This window comes from Pedobacter cryoconitis, from assembly GCF_014207135.1.
GTDB lineage: Bacteria > Bacteroidota > Bacteroidia > Sphingobacteriales > Sphingobacteriaceae > Pedobacter > Pedobacter cryoconitis_D.
The window spans coordinates 125,289-143,888 of record NZ_JACHCC010000009.1 but is presented as its reverse complement, the minus strand read 5'-3'; the positions used below and the strand labels follow the sequence as shown (position 1 = coordinate 143,888).

At 38.9% G+C, this 18,600-nt stretch carries 15 protein-coding genes; 7 read left to right on the top strand and 8 right to left on the bottom strand.

Annotated elements, in window-relative coordinates; genetic code table 11:
- Positions 1-30: 30 nt before the first annotated feature.
- A complete protein-coding gene (locus tag HDF25_RS17345) occupies positions 31-1,686 on the bottom strand; it encodes a M1 family metallopeptidase (protein WP_184627039.1) in 1,656 nt (551 codons plus the stop codon).
- Positions 1,687-1,692: 6 nt separating this feature from the next.
- On the bottom strand, positions 1,693-3,573 hold the full coding sequence (locus tag HDF25_RS17340; protein ID WP_184627037.1) for a CocE/NonD family hydrolase: 1,881 nt from the start codon (positions 3,571-3,573) through the stop codon (positions 1,693-1,695).
- Between the two features lie 110 nt (positions 3,574-3,683).
- Here HDF25_RS17340 and HDF25_RS17335 point away from each other — a divergent pair, with 110 nt between their 5' ends.
- The 3 genes from HDF25_RS17335 to lpdA all read left to right on the top strand — a co-directional run bounded on the left by HDF25_RS17335 (position 3,684) and on the right by lpdA (position 7,284).
- The gene (locus HDF25_RS17335) at positions 3,684-4,130 is read left to right on the top strand and encodes a GtrA family protein (RefSeq protein ID WP_184627035.1); all 447 of its coding nucleotides are present in this window, start codon (positions 3,684-3,686) and stop codon (positions 4,128-4,130) included.
- A 9-nt stretch (positions 4,131-4,139) separates the two neighbouring features.
- Positions 4,140-5,807, top strand: a complete 1,668-nt coding sequence (locus HDF25_RS17330) for an ArnT family glycosyltransferase (protein WP_184627033.1) — start codon at positions 4,140-4,142, stop codon at positions 5,805-5,807.
- A gap of 70 nt (positions 5,808-5,877) precedes the next feature.
- Positions 5,878-7,284 carry a dihydrolipoyl dehydrogenase gene (lpdA, locus tag HDF25_RS17325; protein WP_184627031.1) on the top strand — a complete coding sequence of 469 codons (1,407 nt, stop codon included), beginning with the start codon at positions 5,878-5,880 and terminating at the stop codon, positions 7,282-7,284.
- 124 nt (positions 7,285-7,408) lie between these two features.
- Here the strand turns inward: lpdA and HDF25_RS17320 are convergent, their stop codons facing one another.
- The 5 genes from HDF25_RS17320 to HDF25_RS17300 form a co-directional block, all read right to left on the bottom strand.
- On the bottom strand, positions 7,409-10,600 hold the full coding sequence (locus HDF25_RS17320) for an efflux RND transporter permease subunit (protein ID WP_184627029.1): 3,192 nt from the start codon (positions 10,598-10,600) through the stop codon (positions 7,409-7,411).
- A gap of 30 nt (positions 10,601-10,630) precedes the next feature.
- The gene (locus tag HDF25_RS17315) at positions 10,631-11,695 is read right to left on the bottom strand and encodes an efflux RND transporter periplasmic adaptor subunit (protein WP_184627027.1); all 1,065 of its coding nucleotides are present in this window, start codon (positions 11,693-11,695) and stop codon (positions 10,631-10,633) included.
- On the bottom strand, positions 11,692-13,014 hold the full coding sequence (locus tag HDF25_RS17310; RefSeq protein ID WP_184627025.1) for a TolC family protein: 1,323 nt from the start codon (positions 13,012-13,014) through the stop codon (positions 11,692-11,694). The genes HDF25_RS17315 and HDF25_RS17310 overlap by 4 nt, the downstream gene beginning before the upstream one ends.
- 30 nt (positions 13,015-13,044) lie before the next feature.
- Complete coding sequence (locus tag HDF25_RS17305) at positions 13,045-13,656, bottom strand: TetR/AcrR family transcriptional regulator (RefSeq protein WP_184627024.1); 612 nt, start codon at positions 13,654-13,656, stop codon at positions 13,045-13,047.
- A gap of 203 nt (positions 13,657-13,859) precedes the next feature.
- Entirely contained in the window at positions 13,860-14,468 is a 609-nt protein-coding gene (locus tag HDF25_RS17300) for a TetR/AcrR family transcriptional regulator (RefSeq protein WP_184627022.1), read from the bottom strand.
- Positions 14,469-14,622: 154 nt separating this feature from the next.
- On the opposite strand from HDF25_RS17300, the gene murB reads away from it, so the two are divergent.
- The 4 genes from murB (at position 14,623) to HDF25_RS17280 (ending at position 17,587) form a co-directional block, all read left to right on the top strand.
- Positions 14,623-15,639: a UDP-N-acetylmuramate dehydrogenase gene (murB, locus tag HDF25_RS17295; protein WP_184627020.1), complete on the top strand. Its 1,017-nt coding sequence runs from the start codon at positions 14,623-14,625 to the stop codon at positions 15,637-15,639.
- 170 nt (positions 15,640-15,809) lie between these two features.
- Positions 15,810-16,340 (top strand): RNA polymerase sigma factor, encoded by a 531-nt coding sequence (locus HDF25_RS17290; RefSeq protein WP_184627018.1) that lies wholly within the window; start codon positions 15,810-15,812, stop codon positions 16,338-16,340.
- Between the two features lie 333 nt (positions 16,341-16,673).
- Positions 16,674-17,351, top strand: a complete 678-nt coding sequence (locus tag HDF25_RS17285) for a lycopene cyclase domain-containing protein (RefSeq protein ID WP_184627016.1) — start codon at positions 16,674-16,676, stop codon at positions 17,349-17,351.
- Positions 17,351-17,587: a cytochrome b5 domain-containing protein gene (locus HDF25_RS17280; RefSeq protein WP_184627014.1), complete on the top strand. Its 237-nt coding sequence runs from the start codon at positions 17,351-17,353 to the stop codon at positions 17,585-17,587. Before HDF25_RS17285 ends, HDF25_RS17280 begins: the two co-directional genes overlap by 1 nt.
- A gap of 41 nt (positions 17,588-17,628) precedes the next feature.
- Here the strand turns inward: HDF25_RS17280 and HDF25_RS17275 are convergent, their stop codons facing one another.
- Positions 17,629-18,552, bottom strand: a complete 924-nt coding sequence (locus tag HDF25_RS17275) for a PfkB family carbohydrate kinase (RefSeq protein WP_184627012.1) — start codon at positions 18,550-18,552, stop codon at positions 17,629-17,631.
- Positions 18,553-18,600 lie beyond the last annotated feature (48 nt).

Genomic DNA, 18,600 nt, shown 5'->3' with positions numbered 1-18,600 from the left:
AATTCTAATTTGTTGCATCAGACGATAATATTATTTACTCTTCTTCACAAGGATGTAAAAATTTGGATCTGCTTTAAAGTCATTCTCACTGATACCTTTTACTGTAGTCGTTTTCCAGTTCTCAGTAGGATAAATAAAGCTAAAAGTATCCGGGCTCAAAGAAACTTTAACCGGCATGTCAAATCCTTTAACTACATCTGTCCAGCGATAAGTTAATTTTCCATCTTTAAGCTGGTAACTAAGGACAGGTACTTGTGTTGTCCTTAAATACTGATCAAATATTTTGCTGAGTTTTAGCCCGCTTTTTTTGCTGATATAGTTCTCAACCTGTGCTGTGGTTACTGTCTGGTGGTAAAATGTTTTATTCAGACCTCTTAAAATCTGACGGAACTTTTCATCATCCTGTATGAGCTGACGGATAGTATGGATCATGTTCGCTCCTTTATAGTACATATCCCCCGAACCCTCACTGTTGACATCATAGTTGCCGATGATCGGAACGTCATTCTGGATTTTATGTCTGATACCGGTTACATATTCAGTCGATGCTTTTTTTCCATAGAAGAATTCAACAAATAAAGCCTCCGAATAATTGGTGAAGCTTTCATGGATCCACATATCAGCAAGGTCTTTTGAAGTGATATTATTACCGAACCACTCATGACCGCTTTCGTGAATAGTAATAAAATCAAATTTTAATCCCCAGCCTGATCCCGAAAGATCTGATCCTAAATAGCCCATTTTAAACTGATTTCCATAAGCTACGGCACTCTGGTGTTCCATACCCAGATGAGGGGCTTCTACGAGTTTATAACCATCCTTATAGAAAGGATAAGGACCGAACCAATGTTCAAATGCTTTCAGCATTGGTTTTACATCTGCATCCCAGTGTGGTCTGGCTTTTGCACTGTCAGCTTTCAGAGACCAGTAATCTAAGGTCAGATCGCCATCTTCGCCTTTATAAAGATCAGTCCAGTGTGCATATTTTCCAATATAAAAAGTGATATTATAGTTATTGATCGGATTAGCGACAAACCAGTTGTATTGTTTATAACCGTCCGGTTTGTCAACCACATTGCGTAATCTTCCGTTGGAGACCTCCTGAAGATCTTTTGGTACGCTGATGCTGATTAGCACACTGTCCACCTCATCACTCTGATGATCTTTGGTTGGCCACCACGAACTTGCTCCGAACCCCTGGCAGGCAACAGATACCCACGGATCTCCTGCTGTATCTTTACTGAAAATAAAACCACCATCCCAGGGAGGTCTGCGGGCTATTACCGGATTTCCTGAATAGTAGACCTCGAATTTATCTTTTGACCCTTTTTTGATCAGCGAAGGGAAGGTGATAAATACAGCATTAAATTCTCTTTTAAAAGGTAGTTCAGCCCCTTTGTATATTACCTTCTCAATTTTAAGATTGCTGAATAAATCAAACTGAAGTTTATTGAAATCAGTTGTCGCTGTAAAATTGAATTCGTTACTTCCTGTAATCGATTTGTTTTCTATATCTACCTTTACATCAAGATGATAATAATTGATATCATAACAGGTACGCAATGGCGTCAGCATTCCTCTTAAAGTATCTGCACGCGAAAAATTATGATGCCCCTGTAGGAGCTGCGCATTCGCATGAAGCAGTATAAAGAGGAGGAAAATGGTACTGAAAAATATTCGTTTCATCGTTGATTATGGTTTGAGTACGGTGACAGTTAAAGATGAGGTGTTGACTTTATCATGGTAAATACGGTGCGTGGCTTTTTGGAAGTCCTGATCGTCCGCATGGTAAATATCCAGGAAACGCTGAGGATTGCGGTCTACCAGTGGGAACCAGGAGTTTTGTACCTGGATCATAATTCTATGTCCTTTTTTAAAAGTATGCGCTACATCAGGAAGACTATAGTTTACTTTAGTCACCTGACCAGGAACGAACGCTTCCGGCTGCTCAAAACTGTTGCGGAATTTACCCCGCATGACTTCTCCTCGTACCAGCATTTCGTAACCACCCATGATAATACCTTTAGGATTAGGGCTAGGCTGAGCTTCATCTTCAGGATACACGTCAATCAGTTTAACAATATAATCTGCATCTGTACCCGAAGTCGATACCGAAAGTTTAGCAGCTAATGGCCCGGTCAGCGTAATATCCTCTGTAAGAATATCAGTCTGATAAACTTTGACATCTGGTCTGCGTGCTGCAAAACGCTGATCGTCGATCATGTATTCTCTTGTTCTTTTTTCCTGGATACCCTGTTGATAAGGAACAGGATTATTAGGGTCACTTACATACTCATCAAAACTATTTTCTGATTGAGGTGATTTAAAACTCAGTTTTCCATTTTCCTGTAAATACAAAGTCTGGTCTTCTGTGTCTTTCGGAGGCCAGCTGCTAAATTTTTTCCATTCATTACTTCCTGTTACAAAAATGGTAGCTTCTGCCAGGCCAGCATCTTTTTTATCTTTCAGGTATTGCATGAAAAATGGAAATTCCACATTCTCCTGAAACCACAGACTGGTGGGCTGACCAAATTCTATATCCCCGAAACTGTGTCCTGTTGATCTTTCCCATCCGCCGTGAAACCATGGCCCCATAACCAGATTGTTTTTTGCTTTTGGATTTTGTGTTTCAATTGCCTTGTAGGTATGTAAAGCACCGAATGCATCTTCAGCATCAAAGAAACCACCAACAACCAGAACAGCTGGTTTGATATCTGTAAGATGCGGGCGTATATTCATGTTTTTCCAGAAAGAATCATAAGTACCATGTGCCATCATATCATTCCAGAATTTGATCGTATCCCCAAAGTATTTGAGCTTGACGTTCTTCAGCGCACCAATGCTCTGGAAGAAGCGGTAATTATCTTTTATTGGTGGGTGAAAGCTTTTAGGTCCTTTGTCTGGTGTAATCGGATGTGGCCTTGGGACACCAAATCCAACATAAAAATTAAAAGCATCAGCCAGCATTAATGCACCATTATGATGAAAATCATCCCCTAAAAACCAATCCGTTACCGGAGCTTGTGGAGAAACTGCTTTCAGGGCCGGGTGAGCGCCAGGCAAGGCGGCAGTAGAATAAAATCCAGGATAAGAAATACCATAGATACCAGCCTTACCATTATTATCCGGAATATTTTTAAGCAGCCAGTCAATAGTATCATATGTGTCTGAGCTTTCATCTATATCTTTTTTGCTCTTTTTATGATCAATCTGAGGACGTACATCTACAAAATCTCCTTCACTCATCCATCTTCCACGTACATCCTGATAAACAAAAATGAATCCCTCTTTAAGAAACAAAGGGTTTGGGCCTAAAGTCATTTTATATTGATCTTCACCGTAAGGGGAAACCGTATACGGTGTACGGGAAATCATAAACGGATACTTCTGATTTTTATTTTTAGGGATGTAAATCGCAGTGAAAAGCTTAACCCCATCCCGCATAGGAATTTGTCTTTCAATTTTGGTGTAATTCTCACGTACATAGGCAGAGTCGGTGATTTGAGCGAAAGAAGAATAGCTAACCAGGAGCAGGCAGAGTGCTACCCAGGATAATTTGTAAAAAGGTTTCATACTGAAAAGTTTAGATGGTCTAAATATAAGGGGTAAGCACCCTTTTTTGTATGACATCCACGTATAAATCTAAATTGTTACTTACCTTTAACGCCATAAGAAATTGCTTCATGTCCCAAAATAAATTCAGTGTATCTTCTTTTTCATCTTTGCTGACACCAAAAATCCTGGCATTTATAAAATTTGGAATCACTGGTGTATCGGGCTTGTGTATCGACTTTGCATTAACCTGGTTTTTTAAAGATAAACTGGGATTTAATAAATTCGTTGCAAACGGAATTGGTTTTACTGCAGCTGTAATGAGTAATTATATTATTCACCGTAACTGGACATTTAAAGACAACAAATCCAAACCAGGATTACAGTTTACGGCTTTTTTTATGGTTTCGCTGATAGGTCTGCTCCTCAATTCGGCGATTATTTTTTTACTGGACAATATGATGCATGTGAACTTTTACATTAGTAAGGCGGCAGCTATTTTTACTGTTTTTTTCTGGAATTTCAGTGCAAACTATTTCTTTGTTTTTAAGACCCCGGACAAGAGAAAATCAATCTAATTTATACCTATGCAGAAGATACTTTCTGATCAGACTACAAAATGGCTATATCTGTTTATCGGGTTTGCTGTACTCTTAAACTTTACGGGGTTGTTCGTCACGATCATGGAACCAGACGGAGCTTTGTATGCTTCTATAGCTAAAGGAATGGCACAGCACAATAATTTTAGTGATTTGCTGGTGGAGGGGAAGGACTGGCTGGATAAACCACATTTTCCATTCTGGACGACTGCTGTTTTTTTTAAACTGTTTGGTGTCAGTACCTGGTCTTATAAATTACCTGGTATATTGTTTATCCTGCTGGCTGCTTATTATACCTTTAAATTAGCCTCAGTACTCTATACAAAACAGATAGGCTTATGGGCTGCACTGATCTTGCTGACTGCACAGCATATTCTGATTTGTACAATGGATGTACGGGCCGAACCTTTTCTGACAGGACTGATCATTGCCAGTGTTTATCATTTCTATAAGTCACTGGGTAAAAAATGGGTGCTCCATTTGATTGCAGCTTGTTTATTTGCCGCCTGTGCAGTCATGACCAAAGGTGTTTTTGCTCTAATTCCTATAGCAGGGGCAATAGGAGGAGAGCTGCTGATTAAAAAGAACTGGCCGATGGTATTTAATTTCAGGTGGCTGCTCGCTGTTGTACTTATTCTTATTTTTATTATACCCGAGCTTTATACTTTATATAACCAGTTTGATCTTCACCCGGAGAAAATTATCTTCGGACAAAAGGGAGTCTCAGGAATAAAATTCTTTTTCTGGGATAGTCAGTTTGGCCGCTTTTTTAATAGCGGACCAATTAAACAGCCCAAAGGCGATCCAACCTTTTTTCTGCATACTACTTTATGGGCTTTTCTGCCCTGGAGCCTGCTGCTGTTTACCGCAGTGTATCAGTTCTTCCGGAAAAACTTTAGAAAACCTTTACAGGCGGAATGGTTTTGTATAGCTGGTTCTCTGCTGACCTTCCTGATCTTTTCTTTATCGAAGTTTCAGCTGCCTTTTTATATTACCATTGTGTTTCCATTCTTTGCGATCATCACTGCAGAGTATCTGTGTAATCTGAAATTAGAAAGTTCTGTTAAAGCCATCCGTATAGTGCAGCTGGTTGTAGGTGGGATTATGGTTTTTCTGATCATGGTGCTGCATTATTTTTTCAGGCCCGATAACCTCACGGTCTTTACCGTTTTGTTGCTGACAGGATCTGTTGTGTTATTTGTCCTGGCAACTTTTACGAAGGTGAATGGCAGGTTTAAAATATGCTATCAGGTGAGTGCGGTCGCATTTTTTGTAAACCTGTATTTTAACCTGGCTTATTATCCGGCTGTACTGAAGTACCAGGCAGACAGTGAAGCTGCGTTCTGGATTAATGAACACAATACAAAAGACCTGCCAGTTGTCAGGAGCCGCATTGGCTACGCTTTTGCGGTAGATTTTTATGTCAACGCCCCACTTTATTTTTTAAGACCGGATGAAGCTTCATTCCTGCCTCCAAAACCTTATTTGCTTTATGCAGATACTGAAGTTATAGATCAGTATATCAAGCAGGGCATGAAGATAAAACGTCTTCAAACCTTTGAAAGTTTCCGGATCACGAAGGTAAACGGGAAGTTCTTAAATCATCTTACCCGTAAGGGAACCTTGTCAACCACCGAAGTAGTGTTGATTAATTGAAAGATTAAGCTTCAGAATGCCTTATTTCTATTGGGGTTTATTAACTTTGCTCAACAAAAATTTTATCATTATGCAATACGACGTCATTATTATTGGTTCTGGTCCTGGTGGTTATGTTAGCGCAATAAGATGTGCACAATTGGGGTTAAAAACAGCAGTTATAGAAAAATATAAAACTTTTGGTGGCACTTGCTTAAATGTAGGTTGTATCCCGTCAAAAGCATTGTTGGATTCATCTGAGCATTATCACAATGCGGCACATACTTTTACTACTCACGGTATCGGACTGAAAGACCTGAGTGTGGATATGCCACAAATGATTGCCCGTAAAGATGACGTGGTAGCACAAAATACTGCAGGTATTACTTACCTGTTTAAAAAGAATAAAATTGACAGTTTTGAAGGATTAGGATCTTTTGTAGATAAAAATACAATCAAGATTACTAAAACTGACGGAACATCAGAAAACATCACGGGTAAAAACATTGTAATTGCTTCGGGCTCTAAACCTACTGCATTACCATTTTTACCAATTGATAAAAAAAGAATCATTACTTCAACTGAAGCTTTAAACATTAAAGAAGTTCCAAAAACGATGATCGTTATTGGTGGGGGTGTAATCGGTCTGGAATTAGGATCTGTTTACGCACGTTTAGGTACTAAAGTTTCAGTAGTGGAATATTTACCTTCAATCATTGCGACAATGGATGCAGGTTTGGGTAAGGAATTACAACGTGTATTGAAGAAATCTTTGGGTATGGAATTCTTCATGGGACATAAAGTAACAGGAGCAACCACTAAAGGTAAAAAAGTTACTGTTTCAGCGTTGAATGCCAAAGGTGAAGAAGTAAATCTGGAAGCTGATTATTGTATCGTTGCTGTAGGACGTACTGCTTATACTGCAGGATTAGGTTTAGAGAATATCGGTATTAAAACCGAAGAACGTGGTAATAAAATTCCTGTAAATGCACATCTTGAAACTGCTGTACCGGGTGTATATGCTATCGGTGATGTAATTACAGGAGCAATGCTTGCGCATAAAGCGGAAGATGAAGGTGTTTTTGTAGCTGAAACGATTGCTGGTCAAAAACCACATATCAATTACAACCTTATCCCTGGAGTTGTTTATACCTGGCCGGAAGTTGCTTCAGTAGGTTATACTGAAGAGCAGTTAAAAGAAAAAGGTGTAAAATACAAAGCAGGATCTTTCCCTTTCAAAGCGAGCGGACGTGCTAAAGCAAGTATGGATACTGATGGTTTTGTAAAGGTATTGGCTGATGAAGCTACAGACGAGATATTAGGTGTTCATATGATCGGCCCACGTGCTGCTGATATGATTGCTGAAGCAGTAGTAGCAATGGAGTTCCGTGCTTCTGCTGAAGATATTGCAAGAATTTGTCATGCACATCCAACTTATACTGAAGCGATCAAAGAAGCGGCTATGGCTGCGACTGCTAACAGAGCAATCCATATTTAAGTATAACATAAATGATTAAAAACCCGCAGAACCCTCTGCGGGTTTTTTTATGCCCAACCGGGTTTTGTATAACAAAAAAAGGAACCCGTTATGGGTTCCTTTTTTAAATCTGAATCAGCTGAGCTTAATGCTGATGATCCAGATCATATTCTTTAACATCTTTATGATCATAAGGTTCTACCATTAGTTGTTCGATAGTAACCCCTTTTTTGTTGAATCCAAGTCTATCAAGTATACCGTCAAAAATCTGGTACATCACTGGCACGATAATCAGTGTCAGGAATAATGAACTTAACAGACCGCCGATAATAACCCAGGCCAGACCATTTTTCCATTCGGCACCTGCACCACTTGCCAATGCAATCGGTAGCATACCAATAACCATGGCAATGGTTGTCATCAGGATCGGACGTAAACGTGCGTGATTGGCCAGGACAAGAGCCTCATGGGTAGACTTACCTTCGGCCTTCATCTGATTCGTAAAATCGACAAGGATAATCGCATTTTTCGCTACCAGTCCGATCAGCATGATCAATCCCAGAATAGTGAATATATTCAATGCATTATTGGTCAGGGCCAGTGCAAGCAAGGCTCCGATAACCGATAATGGAATAGAGAACATGACTACAAAAGGGTAAACGAAACTATCATAAAGGGCTACCATGATCAGGTAAACCAAGATAATTGAAGCTAATAAGGCAATTCCCAGTGTTCCGAAACCATCTCCCTGGTTTTCAGCATCACCAGCCCATACATAACTCACGCCTACTGGTTTTTTCAGTTTACCTGATTTTTCCAGGTCTAAGAGCTGTTGCTGGAATTCAGCTACAATTGTTCCGGTAGGACGACCGATAGACTGTGCCCTTACAGAAACAGAGGTACTCTTATCTCTTCTTTCCAGCTGACTCGGGCCTGAGCCCTCTTTAATATTGGCAAACTGAGACAGTTTAATCTGCTGACCCGAAGAATTGACAAAGATCAGGTTTCTTACGTCGTCGATATCCTGACGGTTAAAATCCTGATAACGGATGTTGATATCATATTCGTATTCTCCTTTACGGAATTTACCATCAGTATTTCCACTGAATGCGGTTTGCATGGTTGCACCTACAGTTTGTAGTGTAAGGCCTAATGAAGCCATTTTATCACGGTCAACCTGTACATTAATCTCTGGACTACCATTTTCAACAGATAGTTTAAGCTCTGCTGCTCCTTTGATTTTTGATAATACAGTTTTGGCAGCTTCTGCATATTTCATCGCGCTGTCCAGGTCTGATCCCATCACAACGAGTTCAATCGGCGCATTCTCTGCAATACCCAGGATACTGATCGGTACTGTTTTTACCTTGGCACCAACCAGAACTTTCGCAAGTTCACGACTCACTTTAGTTGCATAGATACTTGAATTATCGGCACGTTTATCGCGCTCAACCAGTTTTACATTGATCTCAGATTTATAAGCTGTAGCTTGTGTTCCTCCAAAGTCACCACTTGACTGACCTACAGTCGTAATCAATTGCAGGATCTCAGGTTTTTTAGTCAGAAATGCTTCAGCTTTCTGCGTCATGAAATTCGTCTGATCAATGGAAGCATCTTTAGGAAGTTCAATCTGTACCAGGAACTCTCCTTTATCACTTTTAGGGAAGAACTCTGTTCCTATATAACCAGCCGGGATTAATCCGCATGATCCAAAGAACATGAGTAATACAATTCCGATTGTTTTCCCTTTATTGGCTAAAGACCAGTTCAGGATGCTGGTAATCCAGATCGTGAATTTGCGCAGCTGGCCTTCAAACCATAAGATGAAACGCCCGAATATATTCTTACCTTCTATTTTCTCCAGTTTACCAAAACGGGAAGATAAAAGAGGTACGATAGAGAAGGAAGCTAATAAAGAGAGCAGAGTTGCAATAATTACCACGACACAGAACTGACGCAGAATGTTTGAAACCAAACCTGTACTTACTGCAATCGGGAAGAACACAACCACAATTACCAAAGTAATGGAAACAACCGTAAAACCAATTTCGCTGGTTGCGTCATAAGCTGCACGGACTTTGTTTTTGCCCATTTCCATGTGACGGTAGATATTCTCCAGTACCACAATCGCATCATCGACAAGGATACCAACTACGAGTGATAATCCCAGTAAAGACATCAGGTTTAAGGTATAGCCTAATACACTGATCCCGATAAAAGTTGCAATCAGGGAAGCCGGAATAGATACCATGACGATCAGGGCGTTCCTGATACTATGCAGGAAGAAGAGCATCACAAAGGCTACCAGAATAATCGCAAGGATTAAATCGTGGATTACCGCATCAGCAGATTCCAGTGTGAAAATTGAGCTGTCGTTGGCAATAATGATTTTCAGGTCATTTGAGCTGTAATCCTTTTGCAGTGTTTCGATAGCTTTATGAACAAGTTTACTTACTTCTACGGCATTGGCATCAGATTGTTTAATGACCTGTATCGCGATAGCTCCTTTACGGTCTATACGTGCCAGTTTATCTACTTCTTTTTGGGCATCCCTAACATCAGCAACATCCCGTAAACGGATCTGTGCACCATCTTTTCCGGTACCCACAACCAGGTTACGCAGTTCTTCTACGTTTTTATATTTACCCGATAAACGGATTAAGATATCCTGGTTCTGTGTTTTTACACTACCAGTAGGGAAATCAAGGTTGGACGTTAAAATAGATTGCTGAACCTGTGGAACAGACAGTCCATAACCTTGTAGTTTATCTGCATCCAGTCCTACTTCGATTTCACGTTGCTGTCCACCAACAAGGTTAACCTGTGCAACACCATTTACTCTGGATATGATCGGAGCGATACGTTTATCGATCAGGTCATAAAATGAAGCATCATCCATTTTAGCTGATGCCGACATGGTAATAACCGGCAAATCATCTAAAGAGAATTTGTTCAGGGAAGGCGGTTTTACGTCAGTAGGTAAATCTTTCAGAATTGAATTTACTTTACGTTGTGCCTCGTTTAATGACAAATCCACATTGGCCTTATCATTTAAGGTAATCGTTACCACAGATAAACCTTCATAAGAGACTGCGTTCAGCTTTTTGATGTTCTCCATGGAGGATACTGCATCCTCGATTTTTTTGGTAACTGTATTTTCTACTTCGTTTGGCGATGCTCCCGGGTATATTGTGGAGATAGAGACCACATTATTGGAGAATTTGGGTAACAACTCATAACTTAATGAGAAGTAACTCAATAAACCCAGTAATGTCAGTACGCTGAATACCACGATGACAAGCGAAGGTCGTTTTATTGATATTTCTGTTAATTTCATCTATATATAGATTTATATGCTGATCAAAAATTATTTTATTGGTACCACCGGGCTACCATCAACCAGGTTGATCTGACCGCTGGTGATCACTGTTTCACCTTCTTTTAGCCCGTCGATGATTTCTACCTCATCACCAATAATTCTGCCTGCAATCACTTTACGTATTTTTGCGGTTTTTCCATCTTCCAGTACAAAAATCTGGTTGCTGCTCACACTACCCACAAATGAACCACGCGGAATGGTGATGATAGGGGACTGAGCCGGGAACTTAAAGATTGCAGTTCCATACATACCCGCTTTTATCGTGTTGGTATGGTTGTTTGCTACTTCAATTTCAATTGGGAAATTGAGCGTTGCATCGGCTTTCGGCGCAATGAAAGTAATTTTACCTGAGAAATTATCAGCAGGGAAAACATTTGATTTAATCTGTACATTTTCACCAATTTTAAGATTGGCTACCTGTCCTTCATTTACGTTAACCTTTAATTTCAATCTTGAAACATCAACCAACTCAAATAACTGGGTACCCTGAGCAGTAACAAAAGCTCCGGTTTCAATATATTTTTTATTCACAATTCCATCAATAGGAGATTTGATATTAGCATCACTCACTCTTCTTGCTGAACTTTGTAATCTTAATCTTGCGTTTCTTGTTGCTAATTTAGCCTGGTCAAGCTGCTGTTGTGTAACACCACCTGTCTGGAAAGAACTCACATATCTTGCTTCATCTCTGATCGCATTGTCCAGTGCAGCTTGTGCTGTTTCTTTGTCCGTATTGATGATTTCGGCATCAATATGAGCCAGAACCTGTCCTTTGTGAACGCGGTCTCCTTCAGCTACAAATATTTTGGTGATCCTGCCTGCATTTTCTGACAGAAAATTCAATTCTTGTATTGGTGCAAAATTACCATTTGCACTAAAGTCCAAATCAACGGTTTCTTTTTTCACTGGAGCCACACGTACGCTGATGGCACCACTTCCCTGAGCGACCAAAGCTGTCTGTGCGTCATTTTTCTTCTTATTGTTTTTGAGTACCAAAGCGATTGCTCCGATAACAACTATAATTAGAATGACTGTTATAATTACTCTTTTCATTTTAATAGTGATTTTATATTTCCGTTAGATTTGATTAGTTGAATTTCGGCAATTTTGTAGTTCAGTAATGCCTGTGTATAGCTGTTTTGTGCTGAAGTTAATGCATTTTCAGTATCTAAAAGATCAGTTAATGCAGCCAGTCCGTTTTTGTAGTTGTTTTGTGTACTGTTATAAATTTCCTGTGCCAGCAAAACGTTCTGACGTTGTGACCTGATCGTATTGATATTGTCCTTTAACTGGATTTTCGCATTTTCGTAAGCCTGGTTCAGGGTGTTTTTTTGTTGTCTGATATCTTCATCATTCTTTTTCAGATTTACTTCTGCCTGACGTACTCTGGAACGGGTAGCAAAACCATTGAAGATAGGAATGTTTAAGGTCAAGCCAATCGCAGATGCATTATAATAAGTAGCACTGCCATGGCGGCTAAGCAAATCAAATTTATCACTCATACCGGTTCTGGAAAGATTTCCGGTTAAAGATAATGTAGGGTAATATTCAGAAACGTAAGCCTTACGCTGTAAACCAAGTAAATCCTTCTGAATATTCAATAGTCTGATTTCTGTTCTTTCTTCAAGGTTGACACTGTCGGCCATTGCAGGTAAAGTCTCCACCTTACTGAATTCATCAGGAGGCAGGGTGATTGGTGTTGAAACTGGCATGCCCATCGAATATTTCAACTGATTTTCCAGTTGTACAACAGCATTGACAGTTTGTTCACGTTGTGTCTCCAGGTTAGTCAGGTTTACCTTAATCCGGTCTACATCAATCTTTTTAGCCAGACCATTCTGATATTGGTTGGCAATGATCTTTTCAACAACCTTTACGTTTTTTATATTCGTGTCAATGACGTTTAACTGTTGTCTGCTGACCAGAACCTGATAGTAATTATTGGCTACCAGCTCAATAACCTGTTCCTGGGTAAGGTCGGCGCTTAAGGTATAATATTTCTCACTTGTACGGGCTGCCTTAAGGCCAGTGAATACCTGTTGGTTAAATAATTGCTGACTTAACTGAACACCGCCGTTTACGTTCCAGTTTCTACCCATCTGGAAAGCCTGGTTTCCAACTATCAGCTGACCGATAATAGGATTGTAAGTCAGGCCACCATTTCCTGTGATCTGTGGAAGAGCCTGTGCTCTTATTTCCTGTGTTTTATATTTACCGCCATCTATATCCAGTTTTGCCTTACGTGCATTGGTGTTATTTTCGATGGCAAAATTAAGTGCATCTTTAAGCGTAAGCTGTCCTTGCGCATTTGCCAGACTGGCAAGCAGCAGGCAGAGCAATAAGATGGGAATTGATTTTACTCTTTTAGTCATGATTGTGGTTTTCTTGTAATTTGGGCGATTTTAATTTCTTAGTCCTTTAATGAATATTTTAGATAGGCTTATTTGTTTTTCCTTCATCAGTTTCAGTTCTTTTTTGCCTGGGAACAGTTCTTTGTTTCCGTGCATAATACATAATGAAGTTAATCCGGACTGACAGGAAAGATATAATTCAGCAAGTTTTGAAATATCTTCCTGTGGAGCTATTTCCTTGTTCTCTACTGCCATTTTGAAGATCTTTTCATGGAACTCCACATTTTTGACCAGCATCTTTTCTAAATATGATTTTAATTCTACTGAATTTAATGAAGAATCCGGGTTTCCGTTAGATAAATGGAGCATATAATAACGAAGAAAAAAACGATGTTTGATTTCCACGATGTTTAATAAAGTGGTTTCTATGCTTGTACCCTGTTTCAGATCAGCATATAACATGTCAAAATAATCTTTGAAAATTTTTTCTACAACACCCAGGATTAAGCTGGTTTTATCGGGGAAGTAATAATATAACGAAGGCTTAGAGACAGATAGGTCTTCTGCAATCTCGTTCATCGTTGTTTTGTTGATGCCAAAATGTATAAAACGCTTTATCGCACCCTCTATAATTAGCTCCCTTTTTTTATCCGTTTCTGCCATTTTACTTTTTTACCTTCTGACTTTATTATTTGTAAAGTCAAAAGTATGGCAAGCATTTCTATTTAAGAAACTTTAGTCTGAAAACATATCAGGCTAGTTGTTAAATGACATTTCTATGACTGATTTAGCGTGCTTTAGAAAGCTTAAAAATCTTATTTAGCACAAAAGGAAGATTAAATGATAATTCTGTGTTTAAACAGGTATTAATCAAGCGGTTTTAAGCCTGCAAGAAATATCTCAGCAAATCTTTTTTCTTTAAGAAAGATGAGTTTGAATTGTTCCTTTCCCGGAAAGATGTTCCTGGCCCGGTTAAGAATATTGAAATGAATACCTGAAACCGCTTCGACAAATATTTCGGTAGTAAAGGGGATATCTTTGATAGCGAATTCTCCTGATGAATCTCCTTTGGTCAGCAGGCCGGTGATGATTTTCAGTTCAAAGGCCCTGGCACGCTGAAATTTTTCATAAAGTGCTTCTGGTAACTCGGGACCAATCATTTGCGTGTACTCGAGCAGATTATAGTACTTCTGGGTAAAAGCCTGTCTTTTTTGAAGCAGTATAAGGATTCCTTCTGTTGCTGTTGATGTCTTTTCTACCGATTTAATCAGATCCCTGCTGATCGTGTGCATCATATGTTCGATTACACTTACATAAAGACTCAGTTTATCTGGGAAATAGTAATAAAGCAGGGCTTTCGAAAAAGCAATATCTTTTGCAATTTCGGTCATAGTGGTTTTTGCGAGCCCGTAGTGTGCAAATCGCTTTAACGCAGCATCTATGATTAAGAGTCTTTTTCTATCTTGATTTTCCATTGTGTGTGAGCAATGCTTTATTTCTATTTTATGCTGGCTTAAACAGCGGTCAGAATCGGACCTAAATTATACAATAATTATTAAATATTATATTTAAGATGTTTATTACACACCCTAACAATTACATTTGCGCTAAATAATTCTATTTATCCTTATGCTTGTATTACAAGAAAACATATCTCTTAAACCTTATAACACCTTTGGTATTGATGTTAAAGCCCGCTTTTTTGCCGAAATTTTTACTGAAAATGATTTAGCGGAATTAAGAAATCATACGGTATTCAGCGAAAATAAACTTTTAGTACTTGGAGGAGGAAGCAATGTGCTTTTTACTGAAAACTACGAAGGCCTGGTTCTGAAGATCAGTATCCCCGGGATTGTAACTGATGTTGCAGATAATCAGGTTTTAGTGACAGCCGGGGCTGGTGTAGTCTGGAATGATCTGGTTAATTACTGTGTGGAAAATGGTTTTGCAGGTATGGAAAACCTAAGCCTGATTCCAGGTACGGTAGGGGCATCTCCAATTCAGAATATCGGTGCTTATGGGGTAGAACTAAAGGATGTTTTTGAGTCTTGTACAGCATTTGAAATTGCTACAGGAAATATCAGAAAGTTTGATTTTGCTGATTGTCATTTTGCTTACCGGGACAGTATTTTCAAAAATGAATTAAAAGGTCAGTATATTATTACCAGTGTACAATTCAGGTTAATGACACGGATCAGGATTAATTCACAATATGGTGCTATACAGGCATTACTTGCAGAGCGGAGGATAACTCATCCGACTATCACAGACCTTTCAAAAATTGTGAGCGAAATCAGGGTGAGTAAGTTACCAGATCCATCCACTATTGGAAATGCAGGTAGTTTTTTTAAAAATCCAATTATAGAATCTTCAAAATTTGAAACCTTAAAACTGGCTTTTCCAGCAATAATCAGTTATCCTGCCGGAGAAGGAAAGGTTAAGCTGGCTGCTGGCTGGCTGATTGAACAATGTGGTTTCAAAGGAGTGACCGAAGGGCATACCGGAACCTGGAAAAATCAGGCGCTGGTATTGGTAAATCATGGGGGCGCAAGTGGAAAAGAAGTGTATAGTTTTTCAGAAAAAATAATAGACACTGTGTGCAGTAAATTTGATGTTAAACTGGAGAGAGAGGTAAATATACTGTGACAATACGCTGATTATTAGTGTTAACCAGATAAAACTATCTGTTTAACTATGAATTGAATTTTTGGTACATATGTTGTATAAGTGTTAATATACAAGATTAAACAAACTTGATAACGCCACTTTATAAAGGTCTTGTTTGCTTGCTTTCTTAACCTTAAAACTTAAACACTATGACAAAAAATGAATTCAACCTTCAGCTCCACAACCATTCGGTTTCCCTGCAGTCATTCGCTTTAAATTTTACTAAAGATATTGAAGACGCAAACGATCTGGTTCAAGACACTATGCTGAAAGCAGTAACCTACTACAGCAAATTTAAAGAGGGAACAAATTTGAAAGGATGGTTGTTTACCATCATGAAAAATACTTTTATTAATAATTACAGGCGCCTGGTTAAGACAAATGCCTTAATTACTAAATCTGAGGATATTTCATCTGCCAATCTGCATTATAGTGCTACTAAAAATACAATCGATAGTAAGTTTATTATTGGTGACATTAATAAAGCCCTGGCAACACTGCAACCTGAGTATTATGTGCCTTTTGTTAAATATTTTGAGGGATATAAATACCATGAGATTGCGGATATGTTAGATATTCCGATCGGCACAGTAAAAACGCGGATCCATGTAGCCCGTCAGATCCTGAAAAAGTATCTGAAAACATATTCTAAAGAAATTCTGGGAACAGAGATCGTTTAACTGTCTCTTCCGCTATAGAGAAAAGGCCTGTCAGCAATGACGGGCCTTTTTTGTTGCTGTCGGAGTAACCGATCAGAGATATTTACTGAATGGATCAGCAGTATGTTGACATAAAATCAGGTAGTTACCTTAGCTGTAAATGATCTGGATCTTATTCCTGTTTTCTTCAGTTCCGTTCGAAGCATCTTCGAACGATTTCCGAACGATCTCCGAACGAAGTCCGAACCAAAGCACTATGTCTTATACTGGTTTTACTCCGGACAACACGGTGAAAAAAGAAAGATGATTTAATGGGATCAAAAGTATATTTTTGATTTTCTGAATAAAAGCTCAATGAACTATACTTATTTATTAATTAACCTGGCATTTTTACTGATCCCGGTCCTGTTGTTTTCTGTCCGGCAATTGAATTTTACTGAACAGAGTAAATTCATTATTCTGGCCGTTTTGATTAATGTTTTTGTTTTCTCGGTACCAACAGAATTTCTGACGCAGTTAAAGGTAATTGCATTTAATCCTTCTTATATGACGGGAATGACGCTGTGGCAGTTGCCTGTTGAAGAGCTGTTGTTATCCCTGGTTCTTCCATTATGCGGGGTGTCGGTTTATCTTTTTCTCAATCTGCGTTTTCCTGATAATGGCCCTGAAAAATATAGTCTGGCTGTCAGTAATATGATGATTGGGGTATGTATTGCGATGTTGTATTTTGGACATCAGAAATTATATACACTATTTACATTTTCTATTCTGATTGTGTTTATTGTCTATATTGAATATGTAAATAAACTCCGCTTTATGTATAGGTTTTACAGGGCATTTCTGGTCTCTCTGATCCCATTTTATATTTTGTATGGTGTGCTGGTCAATCTGCCCTGTTTAAGTTTTAACAAGATACAGACTTTAAATTTTAATCAGCTGAATATTCCTTTTGAAACTCCTTTTTATTTCATGAGTATGCTTTTGCTAAGTATCTATCTTTTTGAACTTTTTAAATCAAGGGCAAAACGGTAATGGAATTACCAGAATATACTAAACAGCAACTGGCCTTAAGGAATGGTCAGGATAAACCGCAGATATGGGTGGCTTACCTTGGATTGATTTATGATGTCGGGGAAAGCCGTCTATGGAAGAATGGCAAACATTATGAACACTGGGCGGGCCAGGATTTAACCGAAGAACTGGCAGATGCGCCGCATTCCGAAACGGTATTTGAAAAGTTTACTGCTATTGGCAAACTCAAAAGTTAAGAAAAACACCAGTCCGGAAAGACTGGTGTTTTTTATAGATTCTAAGCTTCCTGTAAAGTGAAGGCGCTTAAATTCACGAATTCCTGTATACGGTCTGCAACTTCTTTTTCAGTCAGGTTGACAATTTTCTCCGTTCCGAATTTTTCTACACAGAAAGAAGCCAGCGCTGAACCATAAACAATCGCATTTTTCATGCTATCGAAATTGATGGTGCCAACTTTGGCTAAATAACCAATAAATCCGCCTGCGAAAGTATCTCCGGCACCTGTTGGATCAAAAACTTCTGCTAAAGGCAGGGCAGGGGTAGAGAATACTTTATCTTCATGGAACAGTAATGCACCATGTTCACCTTTTTTGATGATCAGATATTTTGGACCCATGGCCAGAATTTTCTTAGCTGCTTTAACCAGTGAATATTCACCTGAAAGCTGGCGCGCCTCTTCGTCATTGATCGTTAATACATCAACCAGTTTAAGTGTTTCCAGTAAATCATTCAATGCGATATCCATCCAGAAGTTCATCGTGTCTAAAACAATCAGTTTAGGTCTGTTTTTAAGACGTTTGATGACAGTTTGCTGTACTTGTGGAGTAAGATTACCTAACATCAGGTATTCGCAGTCCTGGTAACTCTCCGGGATAATCGGGTCAAAATCTCCCAATACATTCAGTTCAGTCACCAAAGTATCTCTGCTGTTCATATCGTTGTGGTATTTTCCAGACCAGAAAAATGATTTTTCACCTGCTTTGATCTGAAGACCTTCAGTGTCGATTCCGTGTTTTGTAAATGTATTAATGTCTTCCTGATGGAAGTCATCACCTACAACTGCGACGATTTTCACCTTATTATAGAAGTAAGATGCAGCTAAACTTGCATAAGTTGCGGCTCCACCTACTATTTTATCAGTCTTTCCGAAGGGAGTTTCAATTGCATCGAATGCTACAGTCCCTATGATTATCAGGCTCATATGTTTTATTTTAATTTTTTTTGAAAATTTTGTCTACAAATATTGCAT